18 protein-coding genes are annotated in these 23,539 nt (G+C 59.7%); 17 read left to right on the top strand and 1 reads right to left on the bottom strand.

Going from position 1 to position 23,539, the window contains the following annotated elements; all coding sequences use genetic code 11:
• Window position 1: 1 nt before the first annotated feature.
• From L6D82_RS07060 to tspO, 3 genes are all read left to right on the top strand, one after another.
• Entirely contained in the window at window positions 2-1,540 is a 1,539-nt protein-coding gene (locus L6D82_RS07060) for a cryptochrome/photolyase family protein (protein ID WP_236188489.1), read from the top strand.
• Window positions 1,541-1,703: 163 nt separating this feature from the next.
• Window positions 1,704-4,649: a PAS domain-containing hybrid sensor histidine kinase/response regulator gene (locus L6D82_RS07055; RefSeq protein ID WP_236188488.1), complete on the top strand. Its 2,946-nt coding sequence runs from the start codon at window positions 1,704-1,706 to the stop codon at window positions 4,647-4,649.
• A 58-nt stretch (window positions 4,650-4,707) separates the two neighbouring features.
• On the top strand, window positions 4,708-5,163 hold the full coding sequence (tspO, locus tag L6D82_RS07050) for a tryptophan-rich sensory protein TspO (RefSeq protein WP_085745856.1): 456 nt from the start codon (window positions 4,708-4,710) through the stop codon (window positions 5,161-5,163).
• 27 nt (window positions 5,164-5,190) lie between these two features.
• On the opposite strand, the gene L6D82_RS07045 is transcribed toward tspO, so the two are convergent.
• Window positions 5,191-6,168 (bottom strand): NAD-dependent epimerase, encoded by a 978-nt coding sequence (locus L6D82_RS07045; protein ID WP_236188486.1) that lies wholly within the window; start codon window positions 6,166-6,168, stop codon window positions 5,191-5,193.
• Window positions 6,169-6,772: 604 nt separating this feature from the next.
• Here L6D82_RS07045 and rfaH point away from each other — a divergent pair.
• The 14 genes from rfaH (at window position 6,773) to L6D82_RS06975 (ending at window position 23,497) form a co-directional block, all read left to right on the top strand.
• Window positions 6,773-7,309 (top strand): transcription/translation regulatory transformer protein RfaH, encoded by a 537-nt coding sequence (rfaH, locus tag L6D82_RS07040; RefSeq protein ID WP_085745622.1) that lies wholly within the window; start codon window positions 6,773-6,775, stop codon window positions 7,307-7,309.
• Window positions 7,310-7,346: 37 nt separating this feature from the next.
• Window positions 7,347-8,507, top strand: a complete 1,161-nt coding sequence (locus tag L6D82_RS07035; RefSeq protein WP_039768571.1) for an outer membrane beta-barrel protein — start codon at window positions 7,347-7,349, stop codon at window positions 8,505-8,507.
• A gap of 12 nt (window positions 8,508-8,519) precedes the next feature.
• Window positions 8,520-9,053, top strand: a complete 534-nt coding sequence (locus L6D82_RS07030) for a polysaccharide biosynthesis/export family protein (protein ID WP_236188485.1) — start codon at window positions 8,520-8,522, stop codon at window positions 9,051-9,053.
• A 2-nt stretch (window positions 9,054-9,055) separates the two neighbouring features.
• A complete protein-coding gene (locus L6D82_RS07025) occupies window positions 9,056-11,368 on the top strand; it encodes a GumC family protein (RefSeq protein ID WP_236188484.1) in 2,313 nt (770 codons plus the stop codon).
• 148 nt (window positions 11,369-11,516) lie between these two features.
• Window positions 11,517-12,908, top strand: coding sequence for an undecaprenyl-phosphate glucose phosphotransferase (locus L6D82_RS07020; protein ID WP_236188482.1), 1,392 nt, complete (start codon window positions 11,517-11,519; stop codon window positions 12,906-12,908).
• A 70-nt stretch (window positions 12,909-12,978) separates the two neighbouring features.
• The gene (locus L6D82_RS07015; RefSeq protein WP_236188471.1) at window positions 12,979-14,319 is read left to right on the top strand and encodes a UDP-glucose dehydrogenase family protein; all 1,341 of its coding nucleotides are present in this window, start codon (window positions 12,979-12,981) and stop codon (window positions 14,317-14,319) included.
• Window positions 14,320-14,332: 13 nt separating this feature from the next.
• Window positions 14,333-15,037, top strand: a complete 705-nt coding sequence (locus L6D82_RS07010; RefSeq protein ID WP_102716790.1) for a WecB/TagA/CpsF family glycosyltransferase — start codon at window positions 14,333-14,335, stop codon at window positions 15,035-15,037.
• Window positions 15,038-15,039: 2 nt separating this feature from the next.
• Window positions 15,040-16,116 (top strand): glycosyltransferase, encoded by a 1,077-nt coding sequence (locus tag L6D82_RS07005; protein ID WP_236188469.1) that lies wholly within the window; start codon window positions 15,040-15,042, stop codon window positions 16,114-16,116.
• A complete protein-coding gene (locus tag L6D82_RS07000) occupies window positions 16,113-17,222 on the top strand; it encodes a glycosyltransferase (RefSeq protein WP_236188467.1) in 1,110 nt (369 codons plus the stop codon). The genes L6D82_RS07005 and L6D82_RS07000 overlap by 4 nt, the downstream gene beginning before the upstream one ends.
• Complete coding sequence (locus L6D82_RS06995) at window positions 17,219-18,532, top strand: O-antigen ligase family protein (RefSeq protein ID WP_236188465.1); 1,314 nt, start codon at window positions 17,219-17,221, stop codon at window positions 18,530-18,532. Before L6D82_RS07000 ends, L6D82_RS06995 begins: the two co-directional genes overlap by 4 nt.
• Before the next feature lie 16 nt (window positions 18,533-18,548).
• Window positions 18,549-19,502, top strand: a complete 954-nt coding sequence (locus tag L6D82_RS06990; protein WP_085745614.1) for a glycosyltransferase family 2 protein — start codon at window positions 18,549-18,551, stop codon at window positions 19,500-19,502.
• Window positions 19,503-19,515: 13 nt separating this feature from the next.
• Window positions 19,516-20,934, top strand: a complete 1,419-nt coding sequence (locus tag L6D82_RS06985) for an oligosaccharide flippase family protein (protein ID WP_236188463.1) — start codon at window positions 19,516-19,518, stop codon at window positions 20,932-20,934.
• Window positions 20,935-20,963: 29 nt separating this feature from the next.
• A complete protein-coding gene (galE, locus tag L6D82_RS06980; RefSeq protein ID WP_102716785.1) occupies window positions 20,964-22,019 on the top strand; it encodes a UDP-glucose 4-epimerase GalE in 1,056 nt (351 codons plus the stop codon).
• On the top strand, window positions 22,019-23,497 hold the full coding sequence (locus tag L6D82_RS06975) for a family 16 glycosylhydrolase (RefSeq protein ID WP_236188462.1): 1,479 nt from the start codon (window positions 22,019-22,021) through the stop codon (window positions 23,495-23,497). Before galE ends, L6D82_RS06975 begins: the two co-directional genes overlap by 1 nt.
• Window positions 23,498-23,539: the final 42 nt, after the last annotated feature.

Genomic DNA, 23,539 nt, shown 5'->3' with positions numbered 1-23,539 from the left:
AATGAACACTACCCGCCGCTTGTGCCTGGTACTGGGCGACCAGTTATCGTTCGACCTGGCTTCCTTACAGGGACTCGATGCCGAGCGCGACACGGTGTTGCTGGTTGAGGTCATGGAAGAAGCCAGCCACGTGCCCCACCACCCACAGAAGATTGCCCTGATCTTCAGCGCCATGCGCCATTTCGCCCAGGCGTTGCAAGATCAGGGTGTACGCGTTGAATACATCAGGCTGGATGATCCGGAAAACAGCGGTTCGGTGCCGGGTGAATTGCATCGCTGGCAAGCGCTGTTGCAGGCCGAAGAAGTGCACGTCACCGAGTGTGGCGACTGGCGGCTGGAGCAATCGATGAAGGAATGCGGTTTGCCAATTCACTGGCACGCCGATACGCGTTTTCTGTGCGGTCGCGAAGAGTTCGCCGCCTGGGCCAAGGGCAAGAAACAACTGCGAATGGAGTTTTTCTACCGGGAGATGCGTCGCAAGAGCCGGTTGTTGCTCAATGGCGACGGCTCGCCGGTGGGTGGCGCATGGAACTTCGATGCCGAGAATCGCAAGGCCCTGCCCAAAAGCGTGAAGGCACCCTACCCGGCGCGCTTCAGCAACGACGCAATCACCAGCGAAGTACTGGCACTGGTCAAGGCGCGTTTCAGCCAGCACTACGGTGCGCTCGATGACTTCAACTATCCCGTCACCCATGCCGATGCGCAGGCTCTTTGGGCGTACTTTCTCGATTACGGTCTGGCCGGGTTTGGCGATTACCAGGACGCCATGGCCAGTGATGAGCCGTTCCTGTTCCACGCACGCGTCAGCGCAGCACTCAACATCGGCCTGCTGGATCTGCGCCAATTGTGCAGCGACGTGGAGTCGGCGTACTGGTCCGGCAGCGTTGCGCTCAATGCCGCCGAAGGCTTCATTCGGCAACTGATTGGCTGGCGTGAATACGTGCGCGGCGTGTACTGGCTGAAGATGCCTGATTACGCGCAGGGCAACTCGTTAGGCAACACCCGGGCATTGCCCGAGTTCTACTGGACCGGCGACACGCAAATGAACTGCATGCGCCACGCCATCGGGCAAAGCTTGCAGCACGCCTACGCGCATCACATTCAGCGGCTGATGGTCACCGGCAACTTCGCCCTGCTCGCCGGCATCGCGCCGAGCCAGATCTGCGAGTGGTATCTGGCGATCTACATGGACGCCTTTGATTGGGTCGAGCTGCCCAACACGCTGGGCATGGTCATGCACGCCGATGGCGGTTATCTCGGTTCCAAACCCTATTGCGCCAGCGGCCAGTACATCAATCGCATGTCGGATTACTGCCGCGGTTGCGCGTACAAGGTCAGCGAAAGCACGGCGGACAATGCCTGCCCGTTCAACTCGCTGTATTGGCATTTCCTGATGCGCCACGGCGAACTGCTGCGCGGCAATCAGCGCATGGCCATGATGTACAGGAACCTCGACCGCATGCCGCAGGCCAAGCAAGAGGCACTGTGGCAACGCGGCCAGTCGTTGCTGGCCCGCCTGGATGACAGCGAATCGATTTGAAATCAGCATTCACCCAAAACGACCTTGCTCCATCAGTGAAACTTAACGACGAAGCAACCTGTCAACGGATCAGCAGCCACAACGCTTCCCGATATTGACGGCACCTGTCGGTCATGCCCGACACTCTGAATCGGCCCCTGAAAAATTCAACCAAGAAGGCGAGATGGACACCCTCAAACACCTTAGTCGCGAAGCGCTCGAGTCCGAGGTCAAGCGATTACGCGCCGCCTTGCAGAGCACTGAAGCCGACGATGAGCGCGACATCACGGCGCGACTGCAAGCCAGTCAGGCCGCGCTCGCTCGTAGTGAGGCGCGGCAGCGGGCGGTTTTCGAGAGTGCAGTGGATTTCGCGATGGTCGTCACTGACCTTGGCGGATACATCACGGAATGGAACTGCGGCGCGACCAACGTGCTGGGCTGGTCCGCCGAAGAGGTTCGCGGTCAGAGCGCATCCTGCTTTTTCACCCCTGAAGATCGCGCCGCCGGCCGCGTCGAACAGGAAATGCAGCGCGCCCTTGTCGAAGGCCGTGCCTACGATGAGCGATGGCATTTGCGTAAGGACGGCGAGCGATTCTGGGCCTCTGGCGAGCTGATGCCGCTCTACGATGAAGACCAGACTCATTTGGGCTTCGTGAAAATTCTCCGCGACCGTACTCAGGAACATCTATTCGGGCGCGCCATAATCGAAACCAAGGAACGCTATCGACTGGCCGTCATGGCCACCAGTGATGCGGTGTGGGACTGGGACCTGCAAACCAACCAGATCATCTGGAACCAGGCGTTGCAACAGGCGTACGGTTTCGCGCTGGAGAACGTTGATCCCAGTGGCGACTGGCGGTTCGCGCGGATCCATCCTCAAGATCAGACGCGGGTGCTGACATCGATCCGCGCCGCCATCGATGGCGACGGCACGACATGGAGCGCGGAGTATCGATTCTGCTGTCAGGATGGTTCCTATGCCGAGGTGCTCGATCGAGGTCACTTGATCCGCAATCAATCCGGCAAGGCCGAACGCATGATCGGCGCGATGCTTGACCTCACGCGCTCGCGCAGTGCCGAAACGGCGTTGCGCGAGAGTGAAGAGCGTTTCAGCACCATTCTGGAAACCATCGAATCGGCGTTTGCCATCGTCAAAGTCAAATTCGACGCCAACGACGAGCCTGTCGACTACTACTTCGTTGAAGCCAACCCGGCGTTCGAGCGCCAGTGCGGGGTCAACCTGCGCGGTAAATGGGTGACCGAATTCGCGCCCAATCTTGAGCGCTTCTGGTTCGAAACCTACGGCCATGTGGCCAAGACCGGGGAGCCGGCGAACTTCGAGAATTACGCCAATACCTTCGAACGCTGGTTCGATGTGCGTGCCGTGCGGGTCGGCGATCCGGCCGACCGGCAGATCGCGATCCTGTTCAACGACGTCACCGAACGGCGCGACGCCGAGGAGCGCTTGCGCGCCAGTGAGGCGATCGCCCGGGAGAACGTCGAGCGCGTGCAACTGGCGCTCGCGGCCGGCGCCATTATCGGCACCTGGCACTGGGATCTGCTGACCGACCGTTTTGCCATCGACGAAGGCTTCGCCCAGGTGTTCAACCTCGACCCGAGTCTGGGGCGCGAAGGCCTCAGCCTCGAACAGGTGATCACCAGCGTGCACCCCGACGATCGGGATGGACTGACCACGGCGATCGACCAAGCCATTGGCCGCGGTGGCGCCTATTCCCATCAGTACCGTGTGCGCCGCGCGGACGGCAGATACCAGTGGATCGAAGCCAACGGTCGCGTTGAGTGTGCCGATGACAACAAACCACTGCGCTTCCCCGGCGTACTGATCGACGTCGAGGAACGCCGCACCGTCGAGGCAGAGCGCGACCGGGCTATCGCCGCCTTGCGTGCGCTCAACGACACACTCGAACAACGGGTGTCAGCGCGCACCGCCGAGTTGATGCAAGCGGAGGAAAAACTGCGTCAGTCGCAAAAGATGGAAGCGGTCGGCCAACTGACCGGAGGCCTGGCTCATGACTTCAACAATTTGCTGGCCGGCGTTTCCGGTGCACTGGAATTGATGAGTACGCGGATCAGTCAGGGCCGGTTGAGCGAAGTCGACAAATACATGGTCACCGCACAGGGCGCGGTCAAGCGTGCCGCCGCCCTCACCCACCGCCTGCTGGCGTTCTCCAGACGCCAGACCCTCGATCCGCGACCCACCGACGTCAACATGCTGATGACCGGCATGACCGAACTGATCCAGCGCACCGTGGGCCCGAGCATTCTTCTGGAAACCATTGGCTCGCCGGTGCTCTGGCCGACACTGGTGGATGCCAGTCAGCTGGAAAACGCATTGCTCAACCTGTGCATCAATGCCCGCGATGCGATGCCCGACGGCGGACGCATTACCATCGAAACGGCCAATCGCATCATGGACGCCGAGACCGCCGGCGCGCTGGATATGCCCGAGGGTGAATATGTGTGCCTGTGCGTCAGCGATACCGGCACCGGCATGTCGGCGGATGTGATCGCCAAGGCCTTTGACCCGTTCTTTACCACCAAGCCGCTGGGCCAGGGCACGGGGCTGGGCTTGTCGATGATCTACGGGTTTGCCAAACAGTCCGGCGGTCAGGTGCGCGTGCACTCGCAGGTCGATCGGGGCACCACGATGTGCATCTACCTGCCTCGTCACCGTGGCGATCCCGTGCAGAATCACGATGACAAGCATATCGCGCCGGCGGTAGTACCCAAGGCCAGCGAGACTATTCTGGTGGTGGACGATGAACCGACCGTGCGCGCCTTGTTGACCGAAGTGCTTGGCGATCTCGGCTACAACTTGCTCGAAGCAGGCGACAGCGTTGCCGGGCTGAAGGTGCTGCAATCGAATGTGCATATCGACTTGCTGATCACCGACGTCGGCCTGCCGGGTGGCATGAACGGCCGACAACTGGCAGACGCCGGGAGAGAGATCCGGCCGAATCTGACGACACTTTTCATTACCGGATACGCAGAAAACGCAGTGATCGGCGCCGGCCAGTTGGGACCCGGCATGCAGGTGCTGACCAAGCCTTTCGCGGTCGACACGCTGGTGGCGCGGGTCAGTGAACTGATGTGCTCAAGATCCGAATGAACGACCGCTGCGGCGGAATAAACCAGGCAGACTGGCTGCGGCCAAGGAGTGATAAATGGTGAATTTCCTGATTTTTCTGATCGCCTGCGGTGCAGCGGCCACCACCGGCATGGTTTTCAAGCCCGGCCAATGGTACGCGCAGCTCAACAAACCGAAGTTCACCCCACCCAACTGGGTGTTTCCGGTGGCGTGGACGACGATCTATCTACTGCTGGCCTGGGTCGGTTACCGTTTGACGATGATTCCCGGCAGCGAAATGGTCCTGGCGTTGTGGGCGGCGCAGATTGCCCTGAACACGCTGTGGACGCCGGTGTTTTTCGGTGCGCAGCGGATCGTTGCCGCGATGATCATTCTCGTACTGCTGTGGCTGGTCGTCGCCGTGATGGTGGTCCTGGCCCTGCGCCTGGATGTGATCACCGGCTTGATCCTGTTTCCATATCTGGCCTGGCTGTGTGTCGCTGCGGCACTGAATTTTTCGATCATGCGCAACAACCGGGTGGGTCTCGGCTCATGACCGTACTACAGGCGCATGAAGCGCCGCTCAAATCCGATAGTACTGGCGATACCAACTCACAAACTGCGCCACACCCTCTGCAACTTCCACTCGTGGAGAAAACCCGATCCATTGTTCCAATGCCGAAACATCAGCCCAGGTCTTGATGACATCGCCTGCCTGCATCGGCAACAGATTGCGCTGGGCTTTTATGCCCAGTGCCTGTTCGAGGCAGTCGACGAAATCCAGTAACGCGACCGGTTTGCCGCGCCCCAGGTTGAAAATCCGGTTCACGCCACTTGCCTCCTTCTCCGGCGTTGGCGGTTTCGGACACAGGCGGACGATGCTTTCGACAACGTCATCGACGTAAGTAAAGTCCCGCGCCATCTGACCCTGGTTGTAGATGTCGATCGGTCGTCCCTGAAGAATGGCTTCGGTAAATTTGAACAGCGCCATATCCGGCCTGCCCCAGGGCCCGTAAACCGTGAAAAAGCGCAGGCCGCTGGCCTTCAAGCCGTAAAGATGGCAGTAGCTGTCGGCGAGAAGCTCATTGGCTCGCTTGGTGGCGGCATAAAGCGAGACAGGGTGCTCGACCGCATCATCGACGCTGTATGGCAACTTGCTGTTGGCCCCATATACCGAGCTGCTCGACGCGTAGACCAGATGCGCGGGCGGATAATGTCGGCAAGCTTCCAGCACATTCAGAAACCCCACCAGGTTCGATTGCGCATAGGCATCCGGGTTGTCGAGCGAATAGCGCACACCCGCCTGAGCGGCCAAATGCACCACCTCGGTGAAATCGTGCGCTTTGAATAACGCCATCAAGGCAGGCTTGTCGACAATATCCAGTGTTTCAAAACTGAAACTTTGCAGACCGCTCAACTGTTCAAGCCGCGCCTGTTTGAGATCCACACTGTAGTAATCGTTAAGGTTGTCGATACCGACAACTTCCTGGCCTTGCTGCACCAATCGTTTGACCGCGTGATACCCGATAAAGCCCGCAGCGCCTGTAACAAGAACGGTCATAATCCCTGCTCCACACAAGCCGACAGGCGATAAGTTATAGCGCTGGATGACTTATTCAGTCCAGGCTTTATAACAGCACCCAATAGTGGGGAAAGCTTTCGATCTAAACAATAGTCGCGACCATAACAGGCAGAAAAAGTTTCTACCGTTCAGCCAAAAGAATAAGTCATTAAAAAACAGTTGGTTATCCATCGGTAGAACCATTACTGGATGGATGGCGTGTTTTTTGACTGCTAACGTTTGACAGACCGTAAAGTCTGGCCGATAACTACCAAGGTTGATTTTTTACAGGGCGCGAGCAATCACTTACTCGCGCCCTGTCGCTTCAGGGACAACTACTTAGTTACCTAACCTTAAGCCTGCATGGACAGACCGTGCGGTAGCTTTGCCTTCTAAAAAGTTGAACCGATGATTCCTCCAGAGGTGCCGCATAACAGAGCGAAACTTCACTGCTCGATGCACACCAATGAAACACTTTGTGATTCAACATTGAAACACTTCACAAACCCATAATAAAAAAAATACTTTCGCTGACTGCCCTTACTTAGCCCTCAATAGAGCTTCTGCCTGCCATAAACTTTCGATCATCAAAGAGTTTACAAGCATGCCAGTCATCAGCTCGGACCAACCTAATTGGTACCTTTTACAATGCAAGCCACGTCAGGATGAGCGTGCCCACCTCAACCTGCTGCAACAGAATTACGTGGTCTTTCACCCCCAACTCGTCAGTGAACGCGTCATTCGCGGGAAACGACAGCGAGTCCAGGAATCCCTCTTTCCCGGATACTTGTTCATCCAACTCAGTCGTGACGACAACTGGGCACCCTTGCGCTCTACTCGGGGAGTCAGTCGTTTCGTCGAATTCAACCATGGTCCCGCAACAGTGGCCGAGCACGTCATCGAACACTTGCGTGCACGTTGCCTCGAATCAACGTTGTCGGAGCCGGATGAAGCGCTGAAACCCGGAGAGAATCTGCAGATCGTCAGCGGCCCGCTCGCGCCACTGGAGGGCGTGTTCCTCGGATTGCACGGAACCGACCGCGTGATGATCCTCCTGCAGTTTCTCAACCGTGAGCAGCCGGTCTGCCTGCCACTCAGCGTGATTGAACGACAACAAGCCGGTTTTCACCCCTACAACTAACGACTTGCCTTATATGCCCTTGCTCAGGAGCTATAACATGGCTTTGAAGTCACGATGCCCCGTCGCACTGATGATGGCCTGTCTCTATCCCGAAATGGCCTGGAGCATCAATCCGCAAGCCATTGATGTGTATGGATTCGACTTCACGCCATCGTTCCTGTTTTCGGAAAGTTATGACGACAACTTTCGCGAACTGGAAAACAGTAAACAGTCCTCCATGGTCACCAAGCTGGCGCCTTCTTTCGAGCTCAAGGCCGAGGATCGCAACAGCGCCACCCGGCTCATCTGGCAACCTACTCGCTACATTTATCACGACGAGTCGGATGCTTCGAACACGGCCCAACGCGTGCGTGCCGACAGCATCATGGAGTTCACTGACCGGCATCGTCTGAAGCTCGACGCTGAATACCGCAAATGGGAGCGCACGGAATCGACGGCAGTCGAAGGCATCAACGACAAGCTCAACAACAAACGGGTGGGCGGTCTCTACACGTTCGGGGCGAAAAGCGCTGACAACCAAATCGATCTCGGGGCCAGTTACGCACAACTGCGCTACGACAACGCCGATGGCATCAACGACGACAAGGAACGCAATACCACTGCCCTGACGAGCACCTGGTATCACCGCATCGGCAGCAACACCCGGGGTCTGGTGGAATATAACCACACCGACTTTGATTACCAGCAGGCCAACAGCCCGCGCAGCAGTAAATCCGACGCCGTCATGGCCGGTGCCGTATGGGATTTCACGGCACGCACGACGGGTAAAGTCCGCGTCGGTTACGAGAAAAAGAACTTCGACAACAGTGAATCCAAAGACCTCGACAACCCGACATGGCAAGTCGATCTGCAATGGAAACCGCGGACCTATTCGACATTCACCTTCGTCGCTCGCCAGGCCCTCGCCGAGGGTGACGACGGCGCGGATGCCGTGAAATCGACGTTTACCCAGGTCGGCTGGCGTCACGGCTGGACTGAACGGATTACTACCGTGGCCCAGGCCGGTTACGGGCGTTATGTCTACGAAGGCCAAAGCCGTACCGACAATCTTCAGGACTACAACCTGGCCGTGGTGTACGCCATGCGCCGTTGGCTGGATATCGAACTGGGCTATCGGTACCGCGACAACGATTCCGATGCCGACAATGAAAGCTTCACCCGCAACGTGTTCCAGATCAGCTTCAACGTCAGCCTTTAAGAGGGTCTCGACATGAACACTCGCACACTTGTCCTTTTGTTCGCGTTGTTTCTCTTGCCCCACACCTATGCGGCAGATCCCGATACGCAATACAAACTCGCTGCCGGCGACGTGTTGCGAATCATCGTTTTCGGTGAGCCGGAATTGAGCATGAAAAAGATCCGGCTCAGTGATGCCGGCACCTTTTCCTACCCGTTCCTCGGCGAAATATCCGCCAAGGGACTGACCCCCGGTCAGGTCGAGAAAATCATCGTCGACGGGCTCAAGCAGGGTTATCTGATAGACCCGAAAGTCAGTCTCAGCCAGATCGAATACCGCTCGTTCTACATCAATGGCGAAGTGAAAAAGCCCGGCAGCTATCCGTTCGTGCCCGGACTGACACTGGAAAAGGCCATCGCGCTGGGCGGTGGCCTGACCGAACGAGCCTCGATGAAGCGAGTGACCATCTTGCGCGGCGATGGTGGCTCCACCGTGACCGACAACATCACGCGAAGCACCACGATCGCCCCCGGCGATACCATTTCCATTGCACAAGGCTTTTTCTGATCATGGACAACAGCCCAAGCAACTACGTCGAACGTCCTCTTCAAGCGCATCTGCATCCGCAGCACGGCGAAGACAAGGACACCCTGGATCTGCTCAATCTGTGGAGGGTCATCTGGCGCGCCAAATGGAGCATCGGCTGGCTGGTTCTGCTGAGCTGCGCACTGGCGGCCGCCGTAGTTTCCAGCATCACGCCGCAATACATCGGCAGCACCACCCTGCTGTTCAACGACAAAACGCCTCCGCTGATGTCCTTCCAGCAAGTCAAAGATACAGGCAGCAGCGGCACTGACTACCTGCAGACCCAGCAGGCGCTCCTGCAATCGCGGGACCTTGCCGAACGCGCGGTGAAAAAACTCGGTCTCACCACCCACCCGGTCACCGACCCGCGCCAGCAGCCAAAGCCCTGGTTTGCTCCGCGCCAATGGCTGGCCGATCTGGACCTTGATCAATGGATCCCGGGGCTAGGTCGATATCTACCGCAAAAGAAAGAGCCACTCACTGAAGCAGACGTTTTCAACCAGGTCACGCAGAACCTCATGCTGCACACCAGCGTCAAGTTCGTTGGCAAAAGCCAGTTGCTCGAAATCGAAGTCGAGTTGCCAGACCCTGTTCTCGCAGCGGCGGCGGCCAACGCGCTGGCTCAGGGCTTTACCGACAGCCAGCTCGATACCAGCGAGAAATCGTCGCAAACCACCACGGCCTGGATGAACACACGTCTGATCAAGCTGCGCGACAACCTGCGGGCGGCCGAGAAAAAACTCCAGGGTTACCGCGAAGAACAAGGTCTGGTGGATGTTGGCGGCGTTGCCACCATCAGCGCCAACGAACTGGAAATGACCGGCAATCGCATGGTCGATGCCCGACGCAACCGCGCTGAAGCCGAGAGCGAGTACCGGCAGGCGAAGGCGCTGGGCAACGGCGATCTGAGCCGACTCTCCAGCGTACCGGCGGTCTTGAGCAACCCTCTGGTGCAGAAATTCCAGGCCGATCGCGCGGTGGCCCAAGCCAAGGTTGATGAACTGGCCGGGCGCTATGGTCCGAAGCACCCGAGCCTGATTTCCGCACAAACCGAGCTGCGTACCGCCACCACCAGTCTGCAATTGCAGGTGCAGCAAGTGGTGGCCGGTATCGAGCGGCAATACCAGCTCGCCACCGCGAGTGAAGCGTCGCTGCGTCAATCCTTCAACAGCAACAAGGCGCAGATCCAGGATATCGCGCGCAAAGAGTTTCAGTTGCGCGAATTCCAGCGTGAAGTCGACAGCACGCGCGCGCTGTATGAAACCTTTGTCACCCGCCTGAAAGAAACCACGGCCACCGCCGACATGGATTCGACGAAAGTGCGCATCGTCGACCCGGCCATCGTTCCTGTCGACGCGAGCAAACCGCGCAAGACTTTGATTGTCGCTATCGTCGGGCTGATCGCTGCGGTCATCGGCGTCGGGCTGGCACTGCTTTTCGACAGCCTGAGCAATACCTTCAAAACCGACGAATCGATCGAGAGCGTGTTGAATGTTCCACTGCTCAGCGTCGTGCCGTTGGTGATAAAGAAAAGTCGCCGGCAACTGGCGCGCCTGTTCGAGGACAACGACAACCCGCGCTTTTCCGAGACCATTCGCAACCTGCGTACCTGGCTGATGCTGCAAAGCAGCGAAAAGCCCTCGCAGGTGGTGCTCGTGACCTCCACGGTTGCCGGCGAGGGCAAAAGCACCATCGCCACCAACCTCGCAAGTTCGCTGACACCGCTGGAACGCGTGTTGCTGATCGATGCCGACATGCGTCAGCCAACCCTGTCGCTGAACTTCGATTTCCCACCGGACAGCCCCGGACTGGCGAATGTCATTGCCGGCACGGCCAGGCTTGAAGACTGCATTGTTTCAGTGGGCAATCTGGACATGCTGCCGGCCGGGAAGGTCTTGCCACCGTCGCTGGATATGTTCGTTGCGCCACGCCTGCCGTCCCCTGGCGATCCGCTCAACCCGGTTCAGCCGCCGCCACAGGATTTGCTCAGCTCGCCGCGCATGGCGCGCATGCTCGAGGCGCTCAGATCAAGGTATCGCCACATCATTATCGACTCACCCCCTGCGGAGATGATCAGTGACGCGCTGTTGCTGGCCAGACATTCCGATGCGGTGATCTATGTCGTCAAGGCTGACAGCACCTCGATCAGCCAGGTTCAGCGAGGGATTGCCATGTTGCAACAAAGCCATGTGCCGGTCTTTGGCACGGTGCTCAATCAGGTCGACCTGCGCAAGGCGCGCAAGTACGGCTACCACCATTCCCGGGCGTTCTATAACTACGATTTCGCGCCCAGGTAACCATCGGGCGCATACGCCCGCCGCTACGCCCTCTTCTGCCAACGCACTACTCGCTTCACCTCCGCCGAGCTACGGAAAAGCCATCGGGAGGCACGCCGTGCCTGCTCGATTCGCGCTGATGCATGAATGCTGCCTTGAGGTTAAGCCCATGACTTCGCTCTATACCGCTCACATGACACACCGCCGAGGCCTGACGTTCTGGGGCCAGTGGCTGTGCGCGCTGTCGCTGGTGACGGCGCTGTTGATGTTGCTCGTGCAGTGGCGCGTCGGCAGTCTGACCAGTGAATACCGCATCCTGATCATTCTGACGGTGCTCGGCTCGGTGCCGATCTACAGCGTGATGCAGGTCTACCACAAACGCCATGGCCTGCTGGTCGGGCTTGGCAGGTTGCTGGCCGGGTGGTTGACCCTGCTGGCCGTACTGGCGGCGATTGCGTTCTTCACCCAGACCAGCGCCATTTATTCACGCCAGGTGATCATGGTCTGGGCGGTGCTGGGTTTCATGGTTCAGGCCTTGAGCTTTCTGCCCCTGCATTACCTGGCCCGCCTGTACTCGCGCAAGGTCTGCAAGGGGCGCCGTTCGGTGATCATCGGTACCTGCCCGACGGCCCATGAACTGGCGAAAAAACTGTCCCGACCGAACCGCGCGCTGGTGCTGGGCTTCATTGCCGCCGAGGACAGCTGCGGCCCTGCCCCCAGCATTCTGCCGTTGCTCGGCCACGTTTCCGCCATCCGCGAGATCATCACGGGCCAGGAAGTGCGCCGCGTCTATATCGTGCTGCCGATGGCCCATGCCGCCACCATCGAAGCCCTCTACATCGACCTGCTGGACATGAACGTCGACGTGGTGTGGATCCCGGATTTCGGCAGCATGGTGTTGCTCAACCATTCGATCTCGGAAATCGAGCGGATGCCGGCCATCTACCTCAACGAGAGCCTGATCAGCTCGCACCCTGCCAGCCTGTTTTGCAAGGATCTGTTTGAGCGAAGCCTCGCCGCCCTGGCGATTATTCTGCTCAGCCCGGTGCTGTTGGTGGTGGCCTTAGCCGTCAAGCTGACCTCCGCCGGCCCGGTGCTGTTCAAGCAGAACCGTCACGGTTGCAACGGCGAAGTGATCAAGGTCTGGAAGTTTCGCTCGATGCACGTCCACGACGACCAGCAGGTACGACAGGCCACCCGCAACGATGATCGCCTCACGCCGATCGGCGGTTTTCTGCGCCGCAGTTCCATCGACGAATTGCCACAGCTGTTCAACGTGCTATCCGGCCGCATGGCCCTGGTCGGGCCCCGCCCGCATGCCGTCACCCACAACCTTTATTACACCGGCAAGGTGCGCGCCTACATGGCCCGGCATCGCCTCAAGCCGGGCATCACCGGACTGGCCCAGATCACCGGCCATCGTGGCGAAACCGAGACCGTGGAAAAAATGCAGCTGCGCGTCGCCCAGGACCTCAACTACATCAACCAGTGGTCGCTGTGGCTCGACATCAAAATCCTTATCAAGACCCCCTTCACGCTGTTCTCGAAAAACATCTACTGAGCCCCTTTCCCGCGTCTGCCGCTCCCCTGCCCGACCGTTGATAACCGTCACGACGACCTGAGGTTCGACCATGAATGTGAGCGTATTCGGAATTGGTTACGTAGGCCTTGTCCAGGGTGCTGCATTGGCCGAGGTCGGGCATAACGTGCTCTGCGTCGACGTCGACGCCGGCAGGGTCGAGGCATTGAAAGAGGGCACGCTGCCGCTGTACGAACCCGGCCTGAAAAGCCTGGTGCGCGACAACTACCAAAGCGGCCGGCTGCGATTCGGCACAGACCTGGTGGACGCCGTTCACCATGGCGATGTGCTGTTGATCGCCGTCGGCACACCGCCCGACGAAGACGGTTCGGCGGATCTCCAATACGTGCTGAGCGTGGCGCAGACCATCGCGCTGAACATGGATCGGCACCAGATCATCGTCGACAAATCCACCGTGCCCGTCGGTACGGGGGACCGAGTTCGAGCGTGTATCGAGCAGGTGCTGGCCGACAACGGTCGCGGCGATCTGACGTTCGACGTGGTTTCAAACCCGGAATTTCTCAAGGAAGGCTGTGCGGTCGAAGACTGCATGCGCCCGGACCGGATCATCATCGGCACCGACAGCCCGCGTGCCGAAGAAGTCATGCGCGAACTGTATGAGCCGTTCAATCGCAGCCGCGAAAAAATCATCGTCATGGATGTTCGCAGCGCCGAGCTGACCAAATACGCCGCCAACTGCATGCTGGCGACCAAGATCAGCTTCATGAACGAAATGGCCTGCCTCGCCGAAAAGCTCGGCGCCGACATCGAAAAGGTGCGCCACGGCATCGGCGCCGACCCGCGCATCGGTTACCAGTTTATCTACCCAGGTCTGGGCTACGGCGGCTCGTGTTTTCCCAAGGACGTGAAGGCGCTGATACAGGCGGCCGACGGTGTCGACATCGACGCCCGGGTGCTCAAGGCCGTGGAAGCGCGCAATCAGGAGCAGAAAGCCAGCCTCTATCGCAAAGTATTCGATCACTTCGACGGTCACCTTCGCGGCAAGACGTTTGCCCTGTGGGGGCTGAGTTTCAAACCCAATACCGACGACATGCGCGAGGCCCCCAGCCGGGTACTGATGGAGGCCTTGTGGCAAGCGGGCGCCAGCGTGCAGGCGTTTGATCCCAAAGCGATGGAAGAAGCCCAGCGCCTTTACGGCTCGCGCGATGACCTGACCCTGACAGGCACCAAAGAGGCGGCGCTGAAAAATGCCGACGCCCTGATCATCGTCACCGAGTGGCAATCGTTCCGGGCGCCGGATTTCGACCGGCTCAGCCAGTTGCTCAAACAGCCGTTGATCTTCGACGGACGCAATCTGTTCGATCCGCAGCGTTTGAGCAAACGTGGTTTCACCTACGTCTCCGTGGGTCGGCAGACCCCTTCAGTCCTCTGAAAGGAGCTGCGCCATGTTCAAACTGGAGATAGTCGGCCACTACTCGGCGAAATTGCTGGAGGCCAACCAGGCCTATTCCTTCATCAACTTTGCCTCGATCGGCAGTTTTTTCGAGCAAAACCCGAGCAGCGTTGCCTATTTTTGCGACGGCATGCTGATGTCAACCTTCATGTCTCGCGTCACCGGCAGACCGATTGGCCGGGTCAGCTTCGACTTCACCTCGATAGCCGACGTTGTGCTGCGCAGCGCCGAGCAACAGGGCAAACGGGTTTATTTCGTCGGCGCCCGACAAGCCGAACTCGACCTGTTCATCAGCAAGATCAAAAGCCTTTATCCGCAACTGAGCATCGCCGGCTGCCACGACGGCTATTTCGACGCTGCCCAGGCCGAAGGCATTCGGAACGACATCTGTCGCAGTGCAGCGGACATTCTGATCGTCGGCCTGGGCGCCGGACGGCAAGAGCAGTTCGAGCAGGATGCCCTGCGCGCCGGCTTTCGCGGGGTCGCCTTCAGCTGTGGCGGGTTCATCCGCCAGGAAGCTTTGGCCACGCGGCAGTACTACCCGGCGCTGATCAATCGCCTGCACTTGCGCGCGTTCTATCGCATGTACCGCGAGCCCCACACGATCAAACGCTACCTCATCGATTACCCGAGCAACTTCTTGCACCTGCTGAACATGATCGTTCGACACAAAGTCGCCATCAGCGTTGGGGAATGACCATGCACATCCTGTTTACCCTCAAGGATTTCAAGCCCGGCGGTGGCGTCGAGCGCGTTCAGCAACGGTTGTCCGAGCAGTTTCTCAAGGACGGCCGGCGCGTGAGCTTTTTCGTCATGAACGCGGACATGCCCGACACCCGGGACATTCAATGCTTCAGCGGTGGCGGCAGCGGCCTCGTCGGCCTGTTCAAGTCCATCGTTTTGCTGCGCCGGCTCATACGGCGTGAAGGTGTCACCCACCTCATTTCCGCCAAGGAGCAGGCCAACCTCTGCACGTGGTTCGCCACCCTGGGCAGTGCCTGCAAGGTCATCTACAGCCGCCATGCGACCCTCGACTGCAGCGAACAGAAAACCGGCCCCTCAAGCCTGCGTCTGCTCTACGCCTTGTACCTGTGTGGCAGTGGCAAGGTGGTGACGGTTTCGTCGGCTTTGCGCCAGACCCTCGCCGATGCCGTGCCTTGGGGGCGGCAGCGCATCAGCTATTGCCCCAACGCCGTCGTCACCGATCAACTGTTTCAAGCCGCCCGGGCGCCCCGGCCCGCCGACTTGCCCCGCAACTACTGGCTGAGTCTGGGGCGTCTGGTCGAACCCAAAGGGTTTCATCTGCTGCTCGATGCCTACGCGTTGGCGCTGCGCAGCGCGGCGCTGCCGGATCTGGTGATCGTCGGCGATGGCCCATTGCGCGAAGCCTTGGTCACCCAGGCCAGGCAATTGGGTATCGCACAACGGGTGCACTTCAGTGGTTTTCTGAGCAATCCCTATCCCGTGCTCAGGCAGGCCCGACTGTTCATTCTGAGCTCCCTGCAAGAAGGCATGCCGACCGTGCTGATCGAGGCCTTGGCGCTGGGCACGCCGGTGCTGGCCTGCGATTGCGAGACCGGGCCCAGAGAACTGCTGGACCATGGCCGACTCGGTCAACTGGTGATCGTCAACGACGTACAGGCACTGGCCGACGGCATGCTGCGCAACCTGACCTCAGGTCACATCGCTCCCGGCGAAAAGACGCTCACTGCCACCCTGCGCCCGTACACCAGTCAGTACGCGGCGCAGGCGTATTACCAGGTCTGGAATCAATGAAAAAGTTACTGATCATCCTCCATGACCTCAGCGCCGGCGGTGCTGAAAAAATGATGGCGCGTCTCGCCAAGGCACTGGTGGATGCGGGCAATGACGTGACATTGCTGATGCTCACCGGCGGCGGAATTCACGCAGCGCATCTCGACCCGCGCGTGAAAAAGGTTGAATTGCACAGCCCGCGCAGCGTCCGTGCGGTGCCGGCACTCACGCGATTCTTGCGTGACAATCGCTTTGACGCCCAGTTGGCGGCCCTGACCCACGTCAACGTGGTGGCGATCATCGCGGCGGCACTGTCCGGCACGCTGGCCCGACTGCACGTCAGCGAGCGCAATGCCTTTTCCCATGACCGGCACGTGAACCCCGATTTCATGGTGCGCATGGCATATCGGGTGGCACCGCTGCTGTATCGGCTGATTCCCAATCCGGTGATCTGCGTTTCGCGCGGCGTCGCTCAGGATCTGGTCGATACCACCCTCGCCCGACGCCGGGACGTGACCATTGCCGACAACCCGGTGCTCGACAACGACTTTCGCGAGAGGCCACCGGGACTGCCCCGCCACCGCTGGCTGCTGGAAAAGTCCGGCACGGTGATCGTCGCCGTGGGGCGCCTGGCACCGCAAAAAGGTTTCGACACGCTGATCACAGCATTCGCCGCACTGCCGGATCGCGATGCCCGCCTGATCATTTTTGGCGAAGGCGCCCTCCGGGCCGAACTGCTTGAACAGGCGAAACAGCTGGGGGTGGCGGAGCGCTTCGATCTGCCGGGCTATGCCGATGATCCCCTGACAGAAGTGGCAGCAGCCGACTGCTTCGTACTCTCGTCGCGTTTCGAGGGCAGCCCCAACGCGCTGGTCGAGGCGTTATCCACGGGTACGCCGGTGGTGGCGACCCGCTGCCCCCATGGCCCTCAGGAGATTCTCGGCGGCGTGGTGGCGCCGCTTGTCGCTGTCGATGATCCGATCGCCCTGGCCCAGGCCATCGCCGAGCAACTGTCCATACCGCGCGATCTGCAGCGTCAGTCACGCCTTGATGCGGCCGCACGATTCATGAGTGCCAGTGCGGTGCAGACCTACCTCAAAGCGTTGATCGGGAGCCCGTCATCATGAGCACATTGACGATCAGGTATTCGACGTTACGCGACGCCTTCACCGTGTTCGGGATCCTGTTTTACATTCAGGTGATCACTTTTGTGCTCGGTCTGGGCAGTGCCGCGAGCTTTGGCGACATCAATAAAGACCTCGAAGGCAACGTCGCCAATCAGGTCTGCGGCCTTATCACGCTGCTGGTGCCGCTGTTCTTTTTCATCCGCAACAAGGTATTCCTCAGCAAAACCTTTTATCGCAGCAACTTCTTCCTGCTGGTTTTTCTGCTCTGCGTCATCGCGTCGATCGGCTGGTCCCACGACCCGATGCTCAGCCTCAAGCGGTTCATCGCCCTGCTCGGCGTGGTGTTTTTCGCCGGTTTTCTTGCCTATAACTACTCCCTTGAAAAAATCACCTTCATGCTCGGTTGCGCCATCGGCATAGCGGCGCTGATCGGGTTGTTGCTCGCTGTGGTCATGCCTGAAGTGGCGTTTCTCTCCGGGGGGATTCGCGACGGCGCATTCAAAGGCGTTTTCGCTGAAAAGAATGCCGGCGCCCGGCTCAACGCGATCGCCATCGTGCTGTTGCTGCCGATGATCCGGCAGCGCAATCGCTGGGCGCTCTTCTGTTCGTTCTTTTCGCTGGTCGCGATCCTGCTTGCCCAGTCAGCCACCGGCGTGGCGCTGATCATTTCCGGCACGATCAGCTACTGGTACTTCCTCACAATGATCCGCCTGGGCATCAATCGCTCACAGCTGCTGTTCCTCGGATGCACCCTGCTCTACCTGCTGGTCTGTCTGTTTCTGTACAGCAACTTTGCGGTGCTGCTGGAAATGGCCGGTCGCGACCCGTCACTGACCGATCGGACGTTGATCTGGGAACTGCTCGCGCCCTTCATCGACAGCCAGTTTCTCAAGGGTTACGGCTTCGGCGCCTTCTGGGCAAGTCCCGATGCCGATGCGTTCATCACCCGCTGGGGTTACATCGGCAACGCCCACAGCGGCTACATGGAGACCCTGCTCAACGGTGGCCTCATCCAGCTGACGGCGCTGGCGCTGATGTTGGGTGAAGCACTGTTCAAGCAATACCGCGCCGTGACGGCGAATCAGGCAGCCCGGTTTCGTGCCAGTGCGCTGGTCATCATCGGCCTGTTCGTCGTCACCAATTATGTGGCGTACGTGATTCCCAACTACCGCTCCGCCGAGTTTCTGGTGTTCTGCACGCTGGCCCTGACCTTCCGGCACCACCACGCGACCTACCCCGAATCCTCACCGGCAGCGCTGCGTCAGCGTTCGTCGGGCAGCGCACTGCCGCGCGATTCCGCCCGCGCGTAACCCAAGGAGAATCACCGTGCCAAACCAAGCTCCCCGTTCAGCAGATTCAGTGTGCGTCATCATTCCGATGTACAACGGCGCCGAAAGCATCGAGCAGACACTGACCTCCCTGGCCCGGCAAACCCGACTGCCCGATCACGTCATCGTCATCGACGACGGGTCCACCGATGACGGACCACAGCGGGTCAGAGACTTTGTCGCGCCGTTTCGCTTGACGCTGTTACAGCAACCCAACGAAGGCCAGGCCAGCGCCCGTAATCATGGGATGCGGCACTCCGAAGAAACGTTTGTGGCAATGCTCGATGCCGATGACCAATGGCATCCGCGAAAGCTGGAGTTACAGCTGGCACTGTATGACGAACTCACCCGCCAGGGCCGGCCGGTGGGGCTGATCGACTGCTATGCACAAGTCAATTACAGCGATGGCAGGCGCCAGCTGGACGACCGGTTGAAGAACGGCAGGCACTTCTACGATTTCATCCATGCCAACGTCGTCAATGGCGTCTCTACCGCGCTGGTCAAACGTGACGTGATCATGCAACTGGGCGGCTTCGATGCCAGCCTGCGTTATTCCGAAGACCGTTTCATGTGGACCCGGATCGCCGAGCATTGGGAGATCCACACGGTGCCGGAGGTGTTGCTGGAGCGCACGGTCAATGGCGGCAACATGACCGCGAATCCGAAAAAGTACTACCAGAACAAAATCCGCTTCATCGAGGTGTACCTCGCCCGCTACGGCGCGCAGTTGACCCGGCAGCAGCGGATCGATTTCGTGCTGGGCAACCACACCGATTTTCTCGAGGCGTTTTCCCGACGCGGCGAGCATGACCAGGTCCTCGGCGTGTACCGGCGAATGCTGGATTGCTCCTGGCAGGCCCTGATCTTCGCCAGCGGCAAACCGACCTTGCGCTACCTCTATGCCCGCGCCAGAACCTTGCGCAAGGCAACGGCGTCAACCACGGCTCATTGATACGGTATCCGCCATGGCCAACCACCGTCTGACGACATTGACCTGGATCTTCACCGAGAAATTCGGCCTGATCCTGCTGTCGATGATTACCTTTGTCGCCTACGCCAGGCTGCTGTCGCCTGCCGAGCTGGGTGTGGGCACGGTCATCATTGCCATCGTCGAACTGATCGGCCTGGTGTACTCGTCGGTGCTGGAAGACCCGCTGGTACGGCTTGAGCGGCTGGAAGACAAGCACATCTGCACCGCCTACTGGGCGGCGGTGCTGGTCAGTCTGGCGAGCATTGGCGTCATTTCGGGCGCGGTCATGCTGTACACCCCCGACCCGGTGCTGCAATGGATGACGGCGATAGCCTCGATAAAGATCCTGTTCACCATGATGGCGCGGGTCTATGTGGCGCAGATGCGCCGCAGCGGTAACTTCAAGATGCTGGCGTCGCGCACATTGCTGGGCAAAGTGGCGGGTGGCGTCGGTGGCATTGCCGTTGCGCTTTGGGGGCTGGGTGCGTGGGCGGTCATTGCCCAGGCGCTGATCATGGAATTGATGTCGATCATTGTGTTGATGCGCGCCGACCCGCGACGTATCCCTTTTTACATCGACGGTCCGATCCTGCGTGAATTGTTGAGGTCAGGCGCACCGGTGGCCATCAACGCACTGAGCTCGCAAACCCTGCAGCGTGGGGTCAACGTGGTGCTGGGCATCACCGCCGGGGCGAACGCTGTCGGCATGTTCAACATGGCGATGCGCATCATCGAACTGCCACGCACCGCAATCTACAACGGCTTGCTGAGCTACGCGCTGCCGGCGTTCTCCCGGCGCAGCGCAGAGCCCAGACGATTGATCGGGATCGTTGGCGATTCTACCGCCGTCAGCGGGTTTGTGTTGACGCCCCTGTTCATCGGACTCGCACTCACGGCAAACGACCTGATCCTGTTGATCTTCGGCGCCAAATGGGCAGAGGCCATCCCGCTGCTGCAAGTACTGGCTTGCACGGCCGCCATCGGCAACAGCGCCATGTACGCCACCACCGCACTGGTGGCGGTCAACCGCAGCCACCTCACGATCAAGGCCGAAGTGCTGACCACCGCGCTGGCCCTGGCGCTGGTCTACACCCTCGGCAACCTGTACGGCGGCATGGCCGCAGCCGTCGCTCTGCTGGCGCGCATGCTGGTCATCACGCCGTTGCAAATCCGCGGCCTGAACACGGCGATCGGCTACAGCTGGCGCGGCTATTTCGAAGCCAGTTACCGCAGCGTGATCGCTTCCCTGGTCATGGCTGCAACCGTGCTGCTGGTGCTACCGCAGCTGGGTCTCCAGGGCTACGTGCATTTGACCGGCAGCGTCGTGCTCGGCGCACTGAGTTATGCCGTGGGTTACAGCGCCCTGCACCCACACTGGCCACAGGAATTCAAATCGGTTTTCACCTCCCGCTGAGTTCAGCCCTGAAACAGGAAGGCCTCAACATGCGCAAAACCACGTTGATTACTGGCGGTGCCGGCTACATCGGCTCGCATACTGTGCTAGCCCTGATTAACGCCGGCCACAAAGTGCTGGTGCTCGACAACCTGTGCAACAGCTGTCGAGAGTGCATCCGGCGCCTTGAGCAACTGACCCTGACCCGCGTCGACTTCATCAAGGGCGATATTCGCGACTCGGTCCTGCTCGACGATATCTTCAGCCGGCACGACATCGAGGCCGTGGTGCACTTTGCCAGTCTCAAATCCGTCGAAGAAAGCGTGCGCAAGCCGCTGGATTACTACGTCAACAACGTTGCCGGCACGCTTGGCCTGTGTCAGGCGATGGCCCGCAATAACGTATTCCGGCTGGTGTTCAGCTCGTCAGCCACGGTGTACGGGGAGCCGACGCGCACGCCGATTGCCGAAGATTTTGGCACCGGCAAACCGGTCAATCCCTATGGCCGCACCAAGCTGATGATCGAAGAGTTGCTGACGGATCTGTGCAACTCCGATCCGCGCTGGAGCATTGGATTGTTGCGTTACTTCAACCCGATCGGCGCCCACGAAAGCGGAATGATCGGCGAAGACCCGCGGGGCCGCCCCAACAACCTGTTGCCGTGCCTGACCCAGGTTGCCATAGGCCGGATACCCGAACTCACGGTGTACGGCAGCGACTATCCCACGGTGGACGGGACCTGCGTGCGCGACTACATCCACGTGGTCGACCTGGCCATCGGTCACCTCAAGGCCCTGCAGGTGCTGCAGCACGCCAACGGCATTCACTACTGGAACCTCGGAACGGGCGTTGGCTACAGCGTGTTGCAAATCATCCACAGCTTCGAAGACATCACCGGCATCAGCATTCCCTACCGTTTCGTCCCTCGACGCGCGGGTGACATCGCCAAGTGCTGGGCCGATCCCGCCAAGGCAGGACGCGAACTGGGCTGGAGCGCGCTGCGTGGCCTGGAACAAATGATCACCGATACCTGGCGCTGGCAGTCGTGCAATCCGCAGGGGTATCAATCTTCATTCAAGATTCCGGCACCCGTTGCGGTGAAGTGATGCCGATGTTCAAAGAATGTCTGTTGGCCGTGCTGTTTTCAGTTTCGCTGATCAGCAACGCCGCGCAGGCACCTCCTGCGGTGCCGACCACCGGGCTCATGTTGTGGCTGGACGCGGCGGATGCGTCAACAGTGACTCTGGATGCGCAGAACCGTCTCCAGCGCTGGAGCGACAAGTCAGGCAAGGCCAATGACGCGACGGTCGCTGACGCCACCTCACCGCCACAGTGGATGGAGAACGGCTTCAACGGTCATCCGGTGGTGCGCTTCGACGGCAATTCGGGATTACTCGGCCGGGCCCTGCGCACGGCTAAAGGATCTGTGACCGTACTGATCGTGTCCCGGCGGTTGCCGGAACAGGCCGGAGTCGATCCCTGGCAACGCTTGTTCAGTTCACGACCGCAGGCCGCCAGCAACGATAACGTGCTGCCGAATTTCGCCGTGAGCCTTCCGCAAACCGGTGCTTATGAGCCGACGGTTTCTGTCCTTGAGCTGCAGGACGTCCCGCTGGGACCGTATGGCGTGGGGCGCAATGCCGTCGGCAATGCCGAAAACTTTCGCGGCGACATCGCCGAAGTCCTGGTGTATGACCGGCCGCTTGCCTCGCTCGCGGAGCGCCAGCGCGTATTTCGGTACCTGGCGGACAAGTGGTCCGTGGCCATACCGGTTCAGGCCGATACCTGGACACGTGTCGGCCCGCTGGACGCTCTGCCGTCCCACATCCATGCCGATCTGCCGTTGTCCGATCAGGCCAATGCCGGCCGGTGGTTGCTCAACACCACGCTGTCCGACGAGTTCGATGGCACCACCCTCGACCGCACGCGCTGGCACGTCAACAATGCTATCGGGAACGAATCGCTGGGACGCAAGCCGGCGTTGTTCACCGAGCGCAATGCCAGCGTCAGCAACGGCTATCTGAAGATTGTCTTTCGCAAGGAAACCCTGCCGCCGAAATACGTGCAGCTAGGTTTCAAGGATTACACCTCGGCGATGGTTCGTACCCTCGAACGCGGCTTCTACGGCTATTACGAAACACGGGCCAAACCCATGAACTCTGCGGCTTCCAGCGCGTTCTGGCTGGCGTGGACAGGCATGGCCGACAACGCCACCGAAATCGATATCTTTGAAATCGGCGGCAAGACCAAAGAGGCGGCCTCGGACCGCGCCTACAACATGAACGCCCACCTCTGGGCCACGCCACAGAGCACCGAACATATCGCCGACGGCAGCACCTGGACCAGCCCCTGGCGGCTGGCCGGCGACTTTCATGTCTACGGCTTCGACTGGCAGCCCGACACCCTGCGCTGGTACGTCGATGGCGTACTGGTCAGGGAGTCGAAGAACAACCACTTTTTCTACCCCATGCAGATCGTCTTTGACAGTGAGGCCATGTGGAAATGGTTCGGCGTGGTCGACGATGCTGACCTGCCCTCCACGTTCGAAGTCGATTACATCCGCATGTGGCTACGCAGTCCTTGAGCACCCTACGCCGCTTTGGCCTTGAGTCGGATGTCACACGAC

The sequence above is a fragment of the Pseudomonas paraglycinae genome (genome assembly GCF_021601625.1).
Taxonomy (GTDB): Bacteria; Pseudomonadota; Gammaproteobacteria; order Pseudomonadales; family Pseudomonadaceae; genus Aquipseudomonas; species Aquipseudomonas paraglycinae.
The sequence above is the reverse complement of the archived record's forward strand: the minus strand, read 5'-3'. Positions and strand labels throughout refer to the sequence as shown.

What these genes read in the sequence shown, in the direction of transcription:
- L6D82_RS07060 (WP_236188489.1), top strand. Translation starts at nt 2, where the DNA reads ATGAACACTACCCGCCGCTTGTGCCTGGTACTGGGCGACCAGTTATCG.
- L6D82_RS07045 (WP_236188486.1), bottom strand. Translation starts at nt 6,168, where the DNA reads ATGACCGTTCTTGTTACAGGCGCTGCGGGCTTTATCGGGTATCACGCG.
- L6D82_RS07025 (WP_236188484.1), top strand. Translation starts at nt 9,056, where the DNA reads ATGGACAACAGCCCAAGCAACTACGTCGAACGTCCTCTTCAAGCGCAT.
- L6D82_RS07055 (WP_236188488.1), top strand. Translation starts at nt 1,704, where the DNA reads ATGGACACCCTCAAACACCTTAGTCGCGAAGCGCTCGAGTCCGAGGTC.
- L6D82_RS07010 (WP_102716790.1), top strand. Translation starts at nt 14,333, where the DNA reads ATGTTCAAACTGGAGATAGTCGGCCACTACTCGGCGAAATTGCTGGAG.
- L6D82_RS06985 (WP_236188463.1), top strand. Translation starts at nt 19,516, where the DNA reads ATGGCCAACCACCGTCTGACGACATTGACCTGGATCTTCACCGAGAAA.
- L6D82_RS07000 (WP_236188467.1), top strand. Translation starts at nt 16,113, where the DNA reads ATGAAAAAGTTACTGATCATCCTCCATGACCTCAGCGCCGGCGGTGCT.
- galE (WP_102716785.1), top strand. Translation starts at nt 20,964, where the DNA reads ATGCGCAAAACCACGTTGATTACTGGCGGTGCCGGCTACATCGGCTCG.
- L6D82_RS07005 (WP_236188469.1), top strand. Translation starts at nt 15,040, where the DNA reads ATGCACATCCTGTTTACCCTCAAGGATTTCAAGCCCGGCGGTGGCGTC.
- rfaH (WP_085745622.1), top strand. Translation starts at nt 6,773, where the DNA reads ATGCCAGTCATCAGCTCGGACCAACCTAATTGGTACCTTTTACAATGC.
- L6D82_RS07020 (WP_236188482.1), top strand. Translation starts at nt 11,517, where the DNA reads ATGACTTCGCTCTATACCGCTCACATGACACACCGCCGAGGCCTGACG.
- L6D82_RS06995 (WP_236188465.1), top strand. Translation starts at nt 17,219, where the DNA reads ATGAGCACATTGACGATCAGGTATTCGACGTTACGCGACGCCTTCACC.
- L6D82_RS07030 (WP_236188485.1), top strand. Translation starts at nt 8,520, where the DNA reads ATGAACACTCGCACACTTGTCCTTTTGTTCGCGTTGTTTCTCTTGCCC.
- L6D82_RS06975 (WP_236188462.1), top strand. Translation starts at nt 22,019, where the DNA reads ATGCCGATGTTCAAAGAATGTCTGTTGGCCGTGCTGTTTTCAGTTTCG.
- L6D82_RS07015 (WP_236188471.1), top strand. Translation starts at nt 12,979, where the DNA reads ATGAATGTGAGCGTATTCGGAATTGGTTACGTAGGCCTTGTCCAGGGT.
- L6D82_RS07035 (WP_039768571.1), top strand. Translation starts at nt 7,347, where the DNA reads ATGGCTTTGAAGTCACGATGCCCCGTCGCACTGATGATGGCCTGTCTC.